Here is a 15,747-nt window from a genome sequence, read left to right as displayed (position 1 = left end):
GTTTTACACTGTGAATGTCGTTTAACCATTTATATTCAGCTTGAAAAAATACTTTTCTCTCATCCTCCTTCATTCCCGACACGATACAACGTCCATTCGCCATCATCTGGAAAACATGCGGCACAAATTTTGTTGACTTGCTGGCTGATGAACGGACCCGGCATACGATAGCAAACGTATATGGGGCGTATGTTTGAGCGCTTATTGGCAAGTGCTGCAGAGCCGATTATTTTTGTCGGAAAAAAGTTTTGGGCGTGTTACGTTAACTGACAAACTTCATGCGGACAACCTCCTATAATGAAAAACACATTACATTCGGAAATGGTGGTGTCTGCTTATGGAAAAGGAGAACGTGGTTGTGCTTCCCGGTGTGAAACGGACTGGACTGGCTAAGGCGATGATGCAGAAAGGTCGGGAATGGGCTGCAGGGCGCCGATTCATTCAGGTCGTGCTTGCAAAGAAGTGGACGTTTTTGCTTGTAGGTATTGCTTTTTTACTTGGTAGGGCGGTTATACTCGAATCGCTTATGCCGTTTGCCATTGCATATTTTGCGGTCATTTATTTCATGAGAAGAGATATTTATCCGTGGGTGGCGATCTCGCTTGTGGCAGGCAGCTGGCTGGCGGCTGATCCTGCGCCCATGTGGATCGCAATGGAGATCGCGGTGTTGTTTCTGTTCTTGAAGGGTCTTGAAACGTATGAGAGAGCGGAGCTGTCTTCAGCACCCATCCTCGTATTCGCCTCAACACTGCTTGTACAGATGTTCAGCGTCTTTATAGGGGACGAGCTAAGCTGGTACAATTTCATGCTCGTTGTCGTAGAGGCTGCGCTTGGCTTTGTACTCACATTAGTATTTATACAGGCGATTCCTGTATTGACCATGACTAAGAAATCGGCCTCGCTCAAAAACGAAGAGATCATCTGTCTAATGATTTTGCTGGCGTCGGTCATGACAGGTGCAGTCGGCTGGGTCATGTATGGATTGTCGGCAGAGCATGTGATGTCCCGCTATATGCTGCTGCTGTTTGCTTTGGCGGGAGGGGCACCGCTTGGCGCTTCGGTCGGTGTAGTTGCAGGACTCATTCTAAGCTTGGCTGACTTCGGTGCAGTCGTTCAAATGAGCTTACTCGCGTTTGCAGGATTGCTGGCTGGCTTGCTGCGTGACGGCGGCAAAATGGCAGCTGCTTTCGGAATGTTGCTTGGTACATCGATTTTATCCATATATGTAGGCAGCCAGGCTGATGTGATGAGCTCAACCTGGGAATCAGTAGCAGCTGCTACGCTGCTTTTGCTGACGCCTCGCAGCATGATTCGTACCATTTCCCGGTATGTACCGGGTACGAATGAACATGCCAAGTCGCAGCATGATTACGCGAAGCGGGTGCGTGAGGTGACGGCAGAGCGAGTATCGCAATATTCAGAGGTATTCAAGCAGCTATCTCGCAGCTTCGGACAGCTGAATAGCAGAGCTACAAGTCTAAATAAAGAGGAGGAAATCAGTCATTTCATGAATGCGGTTGCTGAGCGCAGCTGCGCTAGTTGCCATAGGCAAAATGCTTGCTGGGAGGACAAGTTTTTCCATACGTACAAAATGATGACGGATATGATGACGGTTGTAGAGGAAAACCGTACTCCGTCTCCCAAGGATATACCGAGAGCCTGGTCTACACATTGTGTCAAATCATCTCAGGTGCTTAATGATATGAGTCAGCAGTACGAGCTCTATCAAAATAATATGCACTGGAAGAAGCAAATATACGAATCACGAGGACTTGTCGCTGATCAATTGCAAGGTGTGTCGCAGGTTATGGAGGATTTGGCCAAAGAAATTAAACGAGAGGGGCAGACACTGCATTTGCAGGAGGAACAAATTAGAGAGGCGGTGGAAGGATTGGGTTTATCGGTTCAGGGCATCGATATCGTAAGCTTAGAGGAGGGAAATGTAGATATTGAGGTTTATCACTCATTTGGACAAGGCTATGACGAGTGCCGCAAAATCATTGCACCGCTGCTGAGCGATATACTCGGCGAGCACATCGAGGTGAAATCCGAGATCCCGCCGATGAGAAGCGGAGAGCCGACGCTTGTCGCTTTCGGATCGGCCAAGCAATATGAGGTTGAGACCGGCATTGCCGGAGCAGCTAAAGGAGGTGACCTGCTGTCAGGAGACAGCTTCAGCATGGTTGAGCTCGGCAATGGTAAATTCGCTGTCGCAATAAGCGACGGCATGGGTAATGGCGAGCGGGCGCGTCAGGAAAGCAGCGCTGCATTATCGATTTTGCAGCAGCTGTTGCAATCAGGCATGGATGAGAAGCTTGCGGTGAAATCGGTTAATTCGGTACTGTTGCTGCGCTCATCCGATGAGGTGTTTGCTACCGTCGATTTGGCAATCGTAGACTTGTATACCGCGCAAACGACGTTTATGAAGATAGGCTCCACCCCAAGCTTTATCAAACGAGGAAATGAGGTCATTCCCATTTCAGCTAACAATTTACCAATCGGTATTCTTCAGGATATTGATGTTGACTTTGTATCCATGCAGATGCAGTCAGGCGATACACTGGTTATGATGAGCGATGGAATATATGATGCACCGGGACTTGCGGTGAACAAAGAGCTGTGGATGAAACGAATTATAGGTGAGCTGGCAACAGATGATCCTCAGGAGATGGCAGACGCGCTGCTGGAGAAGGTGGTTCGTCACCATAATGGTGAAATCATTGATGACATGACGGTACTTGTAGCACGAATTGATAAGCATTTGCCGGAATGGGCTTCTTTTCGCTTCCCAGGGGTGACGCGCATGGAGCGTCCAAGAACGGTCAGCTGATGGTTTAGTGAGGCTGTGATGAATCGGGCGGCACTTGTACGGTGAGCGGGTGTGCGCTCTGAGTGGATAATTGATCGTATTAAAGCCTTTTGTTTGTCAGCTGACTCATGGCTGGCGGCTATAAGGCTTTTTATCTGCTTTGCGGAAGAATCGCGTGTGGAATAGCCTGATAGTCGGCAGTCCAATTGGTTTGACGTCAACAGTTTGATGTATATCCCTTTATACCCGAGCGCTGCGTGAATGAAACAGGGTCTATGTAACTATTCAACATCTATAAAGATTAAACCGATGAAAGGTAGAAGGAGTAAGGCTGTACATAATGAAAGACAAATGCCAAATCTGTTCAAATAGAGGAAAGCATATGATTTTCTATCCTTTTTCTATACGTTTCGCTGAAACGATGGCATCTGTAGTAAGGAAGCCATCAGGCGTTGCTGCTTAGGATTGTGCAAGCATAGTGTTTTTTTGCTAGTCTAGCTGTTTAACCCTCTCAAAAAAGGCAAAGCTAATAGAAAGGCTGGGCTAAGCCTATGCTTACGAAGCTGTGTTTGATTCTCAAACACTTGAGGAGGGTAAACGATTATGAAACAAATATTGTTGATTACGGATGGATGCTCCAACGTGGGCCTAAGTCCAGTTGTGGCGGCTGCGCACGCGCAGTCGGACGGAATCTCGGTTAATGTAGTGGGCGTGCTGGATCACGGCGATGTGGGTGAGCTCGGTGCTGCGGAGATTGAGGAGATTGCACGGGCGGGCGGCGGCCTTAGCAGGATGGTCAATATGCGTCAGCTTTCTCAAACGGTGCAGATGATGACGCGCAAGACGGTGGTGCAGACGATTCAATTCGCTGTACAGAAGGAATTGAAGCAGGTGCTAGGCAACGGGTCTATCGAGGCGCTGCCCCCCGAGAAACGGGGCGAGGTTGTCCGTGTTATTGATGAGCTCGGGGAAACGTCGAAGCTGCAAGTAGCGCTTCTCATTGATGCCAGTGCCAGCATGAAGCCAAAGCTTGCCGCGGTTGAAGATGCCATTCATGATTTGATGCTCAGTCTTCAAGCTAGGCAAGGTAAAAGTGAAATAAGTGTATTTCATTTCCCTGGCGCAAGGAATGGTGACGATTGTGTATTGGATTTAGACTGGACGAGTCATCTGAACGGTGTGCATGCCATATTTCCGAAGCTTCAGATGGGTGGAACGACGCCTACAGGGCCTGCGATTATGCATATTGTTGATTTTTATCGCAAGGGCGATTATGGTAGACAGAGCAGAGATGAAACGGATGGGATGATGAGTGACTACGTCGTTTAAGGTTGACCTTCGTCGCGGCACGGTAGTGACTGGCAAGTGGAAGCAAGGGAAATACCGGGTGGAGAGGTTGCTTGGGGAGGGCGCGAACGGTAAAGTATACCTCGTACAGCGTGACCGCAGCTGGTATGCGATGAAGCTTGGCATTGATACGCTTGATCTTCAGTCAGAGGTTAACGTTTTGCAATCCATTGCGAAGCAGAAGCAGCAGGGACAAGAATCTTATCTATTTGACGTGGATGATTTGTATGGTCCGGACGGAAGGGAATATCCCTTTTATATTATGCGTTATGTGCTCGGAGCCAAAGCAGATACTTACTTGAAGCAGCAAGGGACGGAATGGTTTCCTTTGGTTGGCTTGAATTTGCTCGGTAAGCTGGCGAAGCTGCATCAAGCAGGCTGGGTGTTTGGTGATTTGAAAGTCGAGAATGTGCTTGTTGCCGATTATGGTCATGTCGAGCTTGTAGACTACGGCGGGGTGACCGCAGTCGGCAAGAGCATAAGACAGTTTACCGAAATATACGACCGCGGCTATTGGAATGGCGGATCGCGTTCGGCAGATCCTCAGTACGATTTATTTTCCTTCGGAGTATTCTGTATACAATTGCATGAGCCTAAACGTCTGCAGCAATTGACGAAGGAGCTGCTTCCGCAGAATCGATCTACAGGCGAGCTCATGCAGATTATTGAAACCAGTGCGGCATTGAAGCCGGTTGCAGGCTGGCTTAGGAAGGCGTTCGACGGGCAATTCGCTGATGCGGGAGAGGCTTCTGCTGCTTGGCGTTTATTCATGAATAGACGCGATACCCATAGATTGTCTTCGACGCCGTTTTGGCTGAAGGGACTTGCAGCCGCATCTGCGGTGCTGCTAGGAATATCGGTATATTGGCTGCTGCGTAATTTGTTGTAGCAGCAGCCTGGAAATGAAGGTGAGGTATATTCAATGAATTTGCAGAGCGAACTGGAGAGGGAAGCTGCGGAGCGAGGGCTATGGTCTGCTGGAGATTGCGTGATCGTAGCGGTATCTGGCGGTCCAGACTCTATGGCGCTTCTACATATGCTCTCTTCTCTATCTCAGAGTGGTATGATTACTATAGTTGCGGCTCATGTTAACCATGGATTTCGCCCACAGGAGTCTGCGCACGAGCGGGAAGTCGTCCAAGCCTTTGCTAAGCAGCTAGGCGTGATCTGCGAGACGATTACGCTCGATATGCCAGCTTATATAGAAGAAACGCGCATGAATGGACAGGCAGCCTCACGCGAGCGTAGATATGCGTTCTTACATGATATAGCAAGCCGCTATGACGCTTCGCGGATTGCGCTTGCCCACCATGCAGACGATCAAGCTGAGACAGTACTGATGCGTGTGATTCGGGGAACGGGCCTAACGGGACTTGCAGGTATGGCCGCCAAAAGAAGTGAAAAAAACGTGGAACTTATTCGTCCGCTGCTGCGTATGAACAAGTCAGAACTTCTGCGTTACTGCGAAGAGCATCATATTCCTTACTGCACGGATAGCAGCAACAAGGAACGCCATTATTTCCGAAATATCATTCGGCTAGATATTTTACCTTATTTGTCCAACCACAATCCACAGCTTTCCCAATCACTTCAACGACTCGCTGAAGTTGCTGGGGCAGAGGATGATTGGATGGACAAACAAACCGATGCATTATTTGCGCAGCTTGTGACGTTATCCCCCGATGAATGCGCGATTAGCTGCCTCGATTTGCGCGGTCTCCACGTCGCTTTACAAAGGAGATTGATTAAACTAATATTAAGTTATCTTTCTAAGGAAACGGAAAAGATATCCTTCGAGCAGATTGAGACGATGCGGCATGCCGCTTCTGCACTTGCGCCGGCAACATGGCGAATCGATGCCGGTGCCGGTATTCGATGTGTTCGTGAGTATGATAGACTGCGGTGGATTGGTGAATCCCAGCGCTCGACAGATAAGGCAAGTGATTATTTGTACGAGGTGGGATTGGCTACGGTTAGTCTTGCGGTTGAGCCGCCCTGTTGGACATTTGAGTTTGTACGTTCGACCGCGATGGTCAGCAGCAAACCCGTATCGCGATGCGAGGCCTGCTTCGATGCTGCGGAGTTATCGTATCCGCTCGTCTTTCGAAACCGAAGGCCGGGCGACAGAATTCAAGTTTTAGGATTAAATGGCTCGAAAAAAGTGCAAGATATGTTCGTTGACGAGAAGATCGCACCCTTGAAGCGGGAGCTGTATCCTCTGCTGTTCGATGCGGCGGGGAAATTACTCTGGATTCCAGGTATCCGCAGATCAAGCCATGCGCTTACGAATGAACATACCGAAGACGTGTTATTCATAAGGGCGCGGAGCGAATAAGAAGCACTGGTACACTCATAAACATAGTTAAGGCGTAGGGGGATTTCTACTTTGCAGAACGATATTCAAGAAGTATTGTACGACGCACAGCAAATCGGTGATAAGGTAAAAGAGCTTGGCGCATTGCTGAGCAAAGACTTTCATGAGCGCAACCCGCTCGTTATTTGTGTTCTGAAAGGTGCGTTTATTTTCATGGCCGATCTGGTTAAGGAAATAACAGTACCGCTTGAAATTGATTTCATGGCTGTCTCCAGCTACGGTCAATCGACCAAGTCTTCAGGAGTCGTGAAGATCATCAAGGATTTGGATGTTTCAGTTGAAGGCCGTGATGTTCTGATCGTTGAGGATATTATCGATAGCGGTCTAACGCTCAGCTACTTGATCGATGTTCTGGAGCGTCGCAACGCGAAGTCGGTTACGGTTGTAACCCTGTTCGATAAGCCGGCACGCCGTACGGTTGAGCTTGAGGCTGATTACACGGGCTTTACGTTGCCTGACGAGTTTGTTGTCGGTTATGGCCTTGATTTCGCGGAGAAATACCGCAATCTTCCTTATATCGGCATTTTGAAGCCGCAGGTTTACCAGAAATAATAGCGATTCACCCGTACATGCCCTTCTCCGTATACCTCTATTGTTATGGAAAGTCATGATATGGTAAAATATTTTAAGCGTCTGAGAGGAGGTTGGGGATGAATCGGATCATCCGTAATACTGGTTTTTATTTAATTATATTTTTGGTGACCGTTGGGATTTTTCAATTTATCAGCAGCCAAAATAACACGACCGTTGGATTGCGTTACGATGAACTCGTCAATGCAATTGAATCAGGAAATGTTAAAGAGTTAAGTCTTAAGTACGAGAACCAATCTTATTTTGTTTCCGGTAAATATAAAGTGAAGCCTGCTGACGCAGAAAACGATCAATTTATATCAAGGACGGGCGTTAGCGCCGAGTCTAAGATTGCAGAATGGTCGAAGCAGTACGGTTTCGCTTACGAAACGAAGGAAATGGATCAGCCGAGCATTTGGCTAACATTCCTTACTTCCATTATTCCGTTTATCATTATTTTTGTCCTGTTCTTCTTCTTGATGAATCAAGCACAGGGCGGCGGCGGCAAAGTGATGAACTTTGGCAAGAGCAAAGCGCGGCTTTATGATAACGAGAAGAAACGGATTACATTCGAAGATGTTGCCGGAGCAGACGAGGAGAAGCAAGAGCTCGTCGAAGTGGTTGATTTCTTGAAGGATCCGCGTAAGTTCAATCTGGTAGGTGCCCGCATTCCTAAGGGTGTATTGCTTGTAGGTCCTCCAGGTACAGGTAAAACCTTGCTTGCCCGTGCAGTAGCCGGTGAAGCAGGCGTACCGTTCTTCAGCATCTCAGGTTCTGATTTCGTTGAGATGTTCGTTGGTGTCGGTGCATCTCGAGTTCGTGACTTGTTCGAGAATGCGAAGAAAAACGCACCTTGTATTATCTTTATCGATGAGATTGATGCTGTTGGTCGTCAACGTGGCGCTGGACTTGGCGGCGGACATGATGAGCGCGAACAAACACTCAATCAATTGCTGGTTGAGATGGATGGCTTCGGCGCTAACGAAGGTATCATTATCGTTGCAGCAACGAACCGTCCGGATATTCTAGATCCAGCCCTTCTTCGTCCAGGCCGTTTCGACCGTCAAATTACGGTAGATCGTCCAGACGTGAAAGGCCGTGAAGCGGTACTGAAAGTACATGCGCGCAATAAGCCGCTAGCCAAAGATGTGAAGCTTGAGATCATCGCTAAGCGCACTACTGGTTTCAGTGGTGCAGACCTTGAGAACTTACTTAATGAAGCGGCGCTCCTTGCTGCTCGCCGCAACAAAAAGGATATCGCTATGGTTGAGGTTGACGATGCGATTGATCGTATCATTGTCGGTACGGAGAAGAAAAGCCGTGTTGTCAGCGATCGTGAGAAACGAATTGTTGCTTACCATGAGGCGGGACATACCATTGCAGGCTTCTTCTTGGAGCATGCGGACATGGTTCATAAAGTTACGATTATCCCACGGGGACGCGCTGGCGGTTACGTCATCATGCTGCCTAAGGAAGATCGCATGCTTGTAACCAAGCAAGAATTGCTTGATAAAATTACCGGCTTGCTTGCAGGACGTGTAGCAGAAGAGCTCTTTATTGGAGAGATTGGAACGGGTGCATACAGCGACTTCAAGCAAGCAACGAGCATCGTTCGTGCTATGATTATGGAGTACGGTATGAGTGATAAGCTAGGACCTATGCAGTTCGGAAGCTCACAAGGTCAAGTTTTCCTTGGCCGCGATATCGGACATGAGCAGAATTACTCGGATGCGATTGCATATGAGATTGACCAAGAAATGCAGTCCATTATTACGGGTTGTTATGATCGTGCGAAGAAGCTATTGTCAGAGAAGAGCAAGGAAATGCACTTGATTGCTCAGACATTGCTTAGCGAGGAAACATTGGAGCTTGAGCAAATCAAACGTTTGGTTGAAACAGGTACTTTGGAAGGCGGACCGTCTTCTGATGTAACAGCTGAAAACGTTGAGTCGACAACGGAGCCGATTGTAGAAACGATTGGTGATGTGAAGGTTCGGATTCAAACTCGTGAGCAAGATGAAGCAAAAGGTGTGAGCCTTGAGAAGCGTCAGAACACAGACGAACCAGACAAGAACGAGTAGAATTTTAAAGGTAATGGCTAGCTATAGTCGTTCTGCTACTTGTAAAGAGTAGCGGGACGACTATTTTTTACTTTATTAATGTTCGGATTTAGCCTATAATATGGATGTAAACTAAAAGCGGAAACAGCAGTAAGCTTACGCGAAGGTTTATATTTTTTTGGCCATATGCTACATAAACGTCACATCAAAGTATAAATGATGATTTAATGTCACATAAGCTGACATTAAATCATTGACGTTTACTTTTTTGTAACTATAATGAAATAATAGCGGCCAGGAATAGCAAGACTAAGAAAGTAAACAGGGGTTGCACAGCACGACAAAAAAATGTACATAAGGGAGAGAATACGCATGAAAAAAACATTTAGCTTTATGCTTGTCATGATGATCGCGTTGACGTTAGTGTTGTCTGCTTGCGGATCGAAAAATAACAATGAGGGCGGAGCAACCAACGAGGGTACAAAGGTTGAGTCCGATGGAACAGGTAAAGATTTCAAAATCGGTATGGTTACCGATGTGGGCGGCGTACATGACAAGTCCTTTAACCAAAGCGCATGGGAAGCACTAGAGACGGTAACAGCTGAGACTGGCGCAGCTACGAAGTTTCTAGAGAGCAAAGGCGAAGCAGACATGGAGCCGAACCTAAACAGCTTCGTTAAAGAAGGATACAGCCTGACTTGGGGTATCGGATTCTTGTTCAACGATGCGCTAAGCAAAGTGGCGAAAGAAAACCCTGATGCTAAGCTTGCTGTAATCGACAGCGTTATTGAAGCACCTAACGTGGCTTCGATTACTTTCGCTGAGAACGAAGGTTCATTCTTGGTAGGCGTTGTTGCAGGTCTTATGACCAAAACAAACAAAATCGGCTTTGTTGGCGGAATGGAAATTCCGGTTATCAAAAAGTTCGAAGCAGGCTTCAAAGCGGGCGTAGCTGCGGTTAACGCGGATGCTAAAGTTGAAGTAGACTATGCAGGTGACTTCGGTAAGCCTGACCTTGGTAAATTGGCTGCAGCAACGATGTACGATGGCGGCGTAGATATTATTTTCCACGCAGCTGGCGGCACAGGTAATGGTGTATTCAACGAAGCGAAAGCTCGTAAAGACAATGGCGATGCCGTTTGGGTTATCGGCGTAGATAAAGACCAATCCCTTGAGTTTGGTGACGAAATCACGCTTACTTCCATGATGAAGGGCGTTGAAGCGGCTGTTCATAAAGTATCGAAGGACTTGATCGCAGGCAACTTCGCAGGCGGAACGGTTCAAGAGCTTGGCTTGAAAGACGATGCTGTAGGCTTGCCAGAAACATCTTCAAAGAACGTTCCTGCTGATGTACTTGAAAAAGTTGCAGAATACAAAGCGAAAATTGTTAGCGGAGAAATCAAAGTACCTACTGAATAGATTTGACGATTCATTGGTATCCTTTGACTGAGGTTTGAATGTAGATGAATCAGACAAGACCGGCTTCGGCCGGTCTTTATTCTTTTTTTAATATAGGAAAGGATATGATTTCGCGATCCTTTTTCTATATTTCTCGGAATGAAACGCGCCGCGCCGTTAAAGTACGACGACAGCCGTTTTACCTTGTTTTTTTTGAGAAAAATGTGTATATTGTGCTTGCGCTTCATGTTTCTATAGCGGTGAAACCGGGGAGATGATAAGGAATGGACCGGAGCTTAACGGCAGTACAACTAAAAGGAATTACAAAACGGTTTCCAGGGCTGGTGGCCAATGATTCCATTAATTTTGAATTGAAAAAAGGCGAGATTCATGCATTGCTCGGTGAGAACGGCGCAGGGAAATCAACGCTTATGAATATTTTGTTCGGACTCTATCAGCCGGATGAAGGTGAGATTTGGATTAATGGGCAACAGACCGTTATTGACGGTGCTTCACGCGCAATTGAACTCGGAATCGGTATGGTGCATCAGCATTTCAAGCTCGTACAGCCGTTTACAGTTGCAGAAAATATTGTGCTTGGCAATGAGCCTGTTAAAGGGTTGAAAATCGACTATAAGCTTGCAAATGAGAAGGTTCGGTCTATATCCGAGCGTTACGGTTTGAAGGTAGACCCTCAGGCGCGAATTAAAGATATTACGGTTGGTATGCAGCAGCGTGTTGAAATATTGAAAACATTGTATCGCGGCGCAGAGATCGTGATCTTTGATGAGCCGACTGCTGTACTGACTGTACAAGAAATTGAAGAGCTTATTGAAATCATTCGCAATCTGGCTGCAGAAGGCAAGTCCATCATTATTATTACGCATAAGCTGAAAGAGGTTATGGCTCTCGCCGATTCGGTTACGGTTATTAGACGCGGTAAGGTTATCAAAACCGTTACTACTGATGAAACGAACGAGCAGCAGCTTGCTGAGCTTATGGTTGGCCGAGACGTCTCCTTTGAAGTGAAGAAAACGAAGCGTGAGCCTGGCGAGGTCGTTCTATCAGTGGATAGCTTGCAGATGAAGGGCGAGCAAGGGAAAAATGCACTGAATGGCGTCAGCTTTAACATTCGCTCCGGCGAGATTCTCGGTATTGCTGGCGTTGATGGCAATGGTCAAAGTGAGCTTATTTATGCGATTACGGGCATGAAGAAGGTAGACAGCGGCAGCGTTAAGCTGAACGGTCGTGACCTAACTAACCATTCCCCTCGTGATGTATCGATCGCAGGCGTTGGCCATATTCCAGAGGACAGGCATAAGCACGGCCTTGTTCTTGATTTCAGCTTAAGTGAAAACATGATACTTAACACCTACTTCGAGCCTGAATTCGGCAGAAGCTTGTTTATCGATTACAAAGCGATGGATATGCTCTCCGATAAGCTTGTCACAGAATTTGATGTTCGCTCATCAGGCATTCAAACGCATGCGCGTGCGCTGTCTGGGGGCAATCAACAGAAAGCCATTATCGCGCGGGAGCTGAATAAGGATCCGGATCTTCTTATTGCCGTGCAGCCAACACGTGGCCTTGACATCGGTGCGATTGAATACGTACATAAACGGTTAGTACAAGCCCGCAATGAGGGCAAAGCGATTCTACTAGTCTCATTTGAGCTTGATGAGCTGTATGCGTTGTCTGACCGCATAGGGGTCATGTACGAAGGCAAGCTAATGGGCGAGGTTGACGCGGAACAACGAGATGATCAACAGCTGGGCCTCATGATGGCGGGCAACAAGCAAGCAGCAGAAGGGAGAGGATAGCATATATGGATACGGTGAAAAAAATATTTAATAAGTCGTCTATCCTCGTGCCTCTGGTTGCCATTGTCCTTGGGCTTATCGTAGGAGCGATTGCGATGCTTGCTGGCGGATACAATCCGATTCTAGCCTATACATCACTGCTGGATAAGCTGTTCAGCACGCCTTACAATGTGGGCGAAGCGATTCGTGCGATTACACCGCTTATCTTTACCGGGCTTGCTGTATCATTCGCATTCCGTACAGGTTTGTTTAATATCGGGGTTGAAGGACAGTTTGTCATGGGGATGACAGGTGCGACGATTATCGGCGTTCTGCTTGATTTGCCGTGGTATATCCATGCTCCGCTTGCTGTCATAACAGGAGCCGTATTCGGCGGCTTGTGGGCTAGCATTGCAGGTTATCTGAAAGCGAAGCGCGGCGTGAACGAGGTTATTTCCTCTATTATGCTGAACTGGATTGCGTTATTCTTATCCAACTTTATCGTTGCTAAGTTCCTTGTAGAGAAGGGGCAACAGAAATCGATGCCGATTCATGATTCGGCTATGGTGAAAATTGATTGGTTGATTAAACTGATGGACAATGCCCGTATGCACTGGGGAACGCTCATTGCTATCGTATGCGTTATCGTATTTTATATCGTGCTCTGGCGCACGAAACAGGGCTATGAGCTTCGTGCCGTTGGTCACAACCCGGATGCTGCGTTGTATGCGGGAATGAATGTCAACGTAACGATGGTCAAGTCTATGTTTATAAGCGGTGTTTTCGCCGGTCTGGGCGGAGTATTCGAAATTTTAGGCGTCTTCGGCAATCAGACGGTTATGGCGTCTTCACCAGGCTACGGTTTTGATGGAATTGCAGTAGCGCTGCTAGGCGGCAACACTCCGATTGGTGTATTGCTTGGTGCAGCTTTGTTCGGCGGCCTCAGCTACGGCTCTGCGGGTATGAGCTTTGGTGCAGGTGTTCCACCTGAGGTTGTTCGCATCGTTATCGGTGCCGTTATCTTCTTCGTTGCTTCGCATGGATTAGTGAAGTGGTTCCTTAAGCCTTTTCTAAATAAACGTGCAAGCAAGCGAAAGGAGGCGGCGTAGATGAACGTACTCGATACGATTGGACAACTTATGCATATCACGCTCGTATTTTCGACCGCGCTTATCTTTACCGCTTTGGGTGGAATGTACTCAGAACGTTCGGGTGTCGTTAATATTGGACTCGAAGGCTTGATGGTTTCGGGCGCGTTTGCTGCAGCAGTCGCGACAGAGTATGCCATACAAGCGGGCCTTGGCAGCATATCGCCTTGGATTGGCTTTATCGCTGCTGCTATCTACGGCGTGTTATTTTCACTGCTTCATGCGGTGTCGACGATTACGTTTCGGGCCGATCAAACGGTCGTCGGCGTGGTCATCAATATTTTATCGCTGGGATTGTCGCTATATCTAACTAAGAGCTTGTATGCAGGATCTGGACAAACTCCACTGCTTGCAAACGTATTTCATAAATGGAAAATTCCATTTCTATCGGATATACCGCTGCTGGGGAGAGGGATATTTACAGCTTATCCTACAACTTATATCGCGCTGGCACTTGCCGTTATCAGCTATTTTATTTTGTTCCGCACGCCTTTCGGATTACGTCTTCGTGCAGTCGGCGAGCATCCGAGCTCAGCCGATACGGTCGGAATCAGTGTAACGAAGTATCGCTATATTGGGGTATTGCTAAGTGGTGCGCTCGCTGGTCTTGGCGGAGCAACCATTACATTGACGACAACAAGCAGCTTTGCCCATAATACGATCTCGGGACAAGGCTTTATCGCGCTTGCGGCGCTTATCTTCGGCAAATGGAATCCGCTCGGCCTTGTAGGAGCGGCTATGTTCTTCGGTCTCGCACAAGCGCTCAGAAGCTTTATGCAGCGCTTTGAATTCGCACAGCAAATTCCAGCTGAGTTTTTCTACATGCTGCCATATGTGCTGACCTTAATCGTTCTTGCGGGTGCTGTCGGCCGCTCCAACGCTCCATCGGCGCTTGGACAGCCTTACGACCCTGCGAAACGCTAAACAAACGGAGAAGTCTCTTTCCCTGCTCCTGCTGGGAGAGAGGCTTTTTAATTTGTATAGGCAGACGGCCGAGTTTTCCTAAAATTTTTTTAAAAAATGGTTGTTTGCCTCGATTGCTGCCTAGATGAGGCTATAAGAAAAATTAATTTGAAGCAGCCGGGGGAAAAAGGGCTTTAACGCATTGACAGTAGCATCTACCCCGTGTAAATTAAAACTTAATCAAATGAATTTTTCCCTTTTGGTTTAAACTATAGGTAAGCGACTTTCTAAGTTTGTGCATCAATTCACAAAGTCGTGCTTGCCGTATAACGGAATGGGCATATACCCATCCCTCATAAGAGGAGAGGATCCACTGTGGAAGCACTGGCACTGGAACGCAAAGCGGAGCAGAACCGCGAACTGCGTGAACGGTTGTTACAGTTGAAGAAAGAACGGAATGCCATCATTTTAGCTCATTATTATCAGCGTGATGAAATACAAGAGGTAGCCGATTTCCGCGGTGATTCCTTCTTGCTTGCTCAGAAAGCAGCTCAGACCGATGCGGATGTTATCGTATTTTGCGGCGTGCATTTTATGGGTGAGAGCGCGAAGATTCTTGCTCCGAACAAGACGGTTATTATTCCCGATGAGCGTGCAGGGTGTCCGATGGCAGATATGGTCAATGTAGACGGCTTGCGCAAACTGAAAGCGCAGCATCCGAATGCGAAGGTAGTTACTTATATCAACTCATCTGCGGAAATTAAAGCAGAGACGGACATTTGCTGTACGTCAGCGAATGCGGTTAACATAGTCAACTCCGTAGAGGGCGATGAGGTTATCTGGGTACCAGACAAAAACCTCGGCCACTATGTGCAGCAGAATACCGATAAGAAGATGATTATCTGGGAAGGCTACTGCAACACACATGACATGCTTACGGTTAAGGATGTCGAGGAAATGAAAGCGAAGTACCCGAACGCGCAATTCGTTGTTCACCCGGAGTGCCGTCCTGAGGTCGTAGAGCTAGGCGACTTTGTAGGTAGTACAACAGCTATTATCAAATATTGCAAAGAATCGGACTGCCAAGAGTTTATCGTCGGCACAGAAGACGGTACAGGCTACCAGCTTCGCTTGGACAGCCCAGGCAAAACGTTTCTCTTTGCATCGAAATATTTGGTTTGTCCGAATATGAAGGTCAATAATTTGAAGAAGCTTGTTAAAGCGTTGGAAACGATGCAGCCTCAAATTTATGTACCGCCTCATGTTGCGGATCAAGCCCGCTTATCCTTGGAGCGCATGCTGTTAGTGAAGTAAGAAGCGCGGTTATTATGCTTGAATG

The 15,747-nt window shown here is 47.4% G+C and carries 11 protein-coding genes; all 11 read left to right on the top strand.

Going from position 1 to position 15,747, the window contains the following annotated elements; genetic code table 11:
• Positions 1-337 precede the first annotated feature (337 nt).
• The 11 genes from spoIIE (at position 338) to nadA (ending at position 15,722) form a co-directional block, all read left to right on the top strand.
• Entirely contained in the window at positions 338-2,830 is a 2,493-nt protein-coding gene (gene spoIIE, locus FGT79_RS27355; RefSeq protein ID WP_138756020.1) for a stage II sporulation protein E, read from the top strand.
• Positions 2,831-3,412: 582 nt separating this feature from the next.
• The gene (locus FGT79_RS27350) at positions 3,413-4,138 is read left to right on the top strand and encodes a vWA domain-containing protein (RefSeq protein ID WP_138756019.1); all 726 of its coding nucleotides are present in this window, start codon (positions 3,413-3,415) and stop codon (positions 4,136-4,138) included.
• Positions 4,122-5,045 carry a protein kinase domain-containing protein gene (locus tag FGT79_RS27345; RefSeq protein WP_138756018.1) on the top strand — a complete coding sequence of 308 codons (924 nt, stop codon included), beginning with the start codon at positions 4,122-4,124 and terminating at the stop codon, positions 5,043-5,045. The genes FGT79_RS27350 and FGT79_RS27345 overlap by 17 nt, the downstream gene beginning before the upstream one ends.
• Positions 5,046-5,078: 33 nt before the next feature.
• Positions 5,079-6,491: a tRNA lysidine(34) synthetase TilS gene (tilS, locus tag FGT79_RS27340; RefSeq protein ID WP_138756017.1), complete on the top strand. Its 1,413-nt coding sequence runs from the start codon at positions 5,079-5,081 to the stop codon at positions 6,489-6,491.
• A 51-nt stretch (positions 6,492-6,542) separates the two neighbouring features.
• Positions 6,543-7,082 carry a hypoxanthine phosphoribosyltransferase gene (gene hpt, locus FGT79_RS27335; RefSeq protein ID WP_138756016.1) on the top strand — a complete coding sequence of 180 codons (540 nt, stop codon included), beginning with the start codon at positions 6,543-6,545 and terminating at the stop codon, positions 7,080-7,082.
• A gap of 98 nt (positions 7,083-7,180) precedes the next feature.
• Entirely contained in the window at positions 7,181-9,181 is a 2,001-nt protein-coding gene (gene ftsH / locus FGT79_RS27330; RefSeq protein ID WP_138756015.1) for an ATP-dependent zinc metalloprotease FtsH, read from the top strand.
• A gap of 351 nt (positions 9,182-9,532) precedes the next feature.
• Complete coding sequence (locus FGT79_RS27325; RefSeq protein ID WP_138756014.1) at positions 9,533-10,579, top strand: BMP family lipoprotein; 1,047 nt, start codon at positions 9,533-9,535, stop codon at positions 10,577-10,579.
• Positions 10,580-10,842: 263 nt separating this feature from the next.
• A complete protein-coding gene (locus tag FGT79_RS27320) occupies positions 10,843-12,378 on the top strand; it encodes an ABC transporter ATP-binding protein (RefSeq protein WP_138756013.1) in 1,536 nt (511 codons plus the stop codon).
• 5 nt (positions 12,379-12,383) lie between these two features.
• The gene (locus tag FGT79_RS27315; RefSeq protein ID WP_138756012.1) at positions 12,384-13,466 is read left to right on the top strand and encodes an ABC transporter permease; all 1,083 of its coding nucleotides are present in this window, start codon (positions 12,384-12,386) and stop codon (positions 13,464-13,466) included.
• A complete protein-coding gene (locus FGT79_RS27310) occupies positions 13,467-14,429 on the top strand; it encodes an ABC transporter permease (RefSeq protein WP_138756011.1) in 963 nt (320 codons plus the stop codon).
• A gap of 354 nt (positions 14,430-14,783) precedes the next feature.
• Complete coding sequence (gene nadA / locus FGT79_RS27305; RefSeq protein WP_138756010.1) at positions 14,784-15,722, top strand: quinolinate synthase NadA; 939 nt, start codon at positions 14,784-14,786, stop codon at positions 15,720-15,722.
• Positions 15,723-15,747: the final 25 nt, after the last annotated feature.

It is taken from the genome of Paenibacillus sinopodophylli (assembly GCF_005930355.1).
GTDB lineage: Bacteria > Bacillota > Bacilli > Paenibacillales > Paenibacillaceae > Pristimantibacillus > Pristimantibacillus sinopodophylli.
This window is presented reverse-complemented; position numbering and strand designations above follow the sequence as displayed.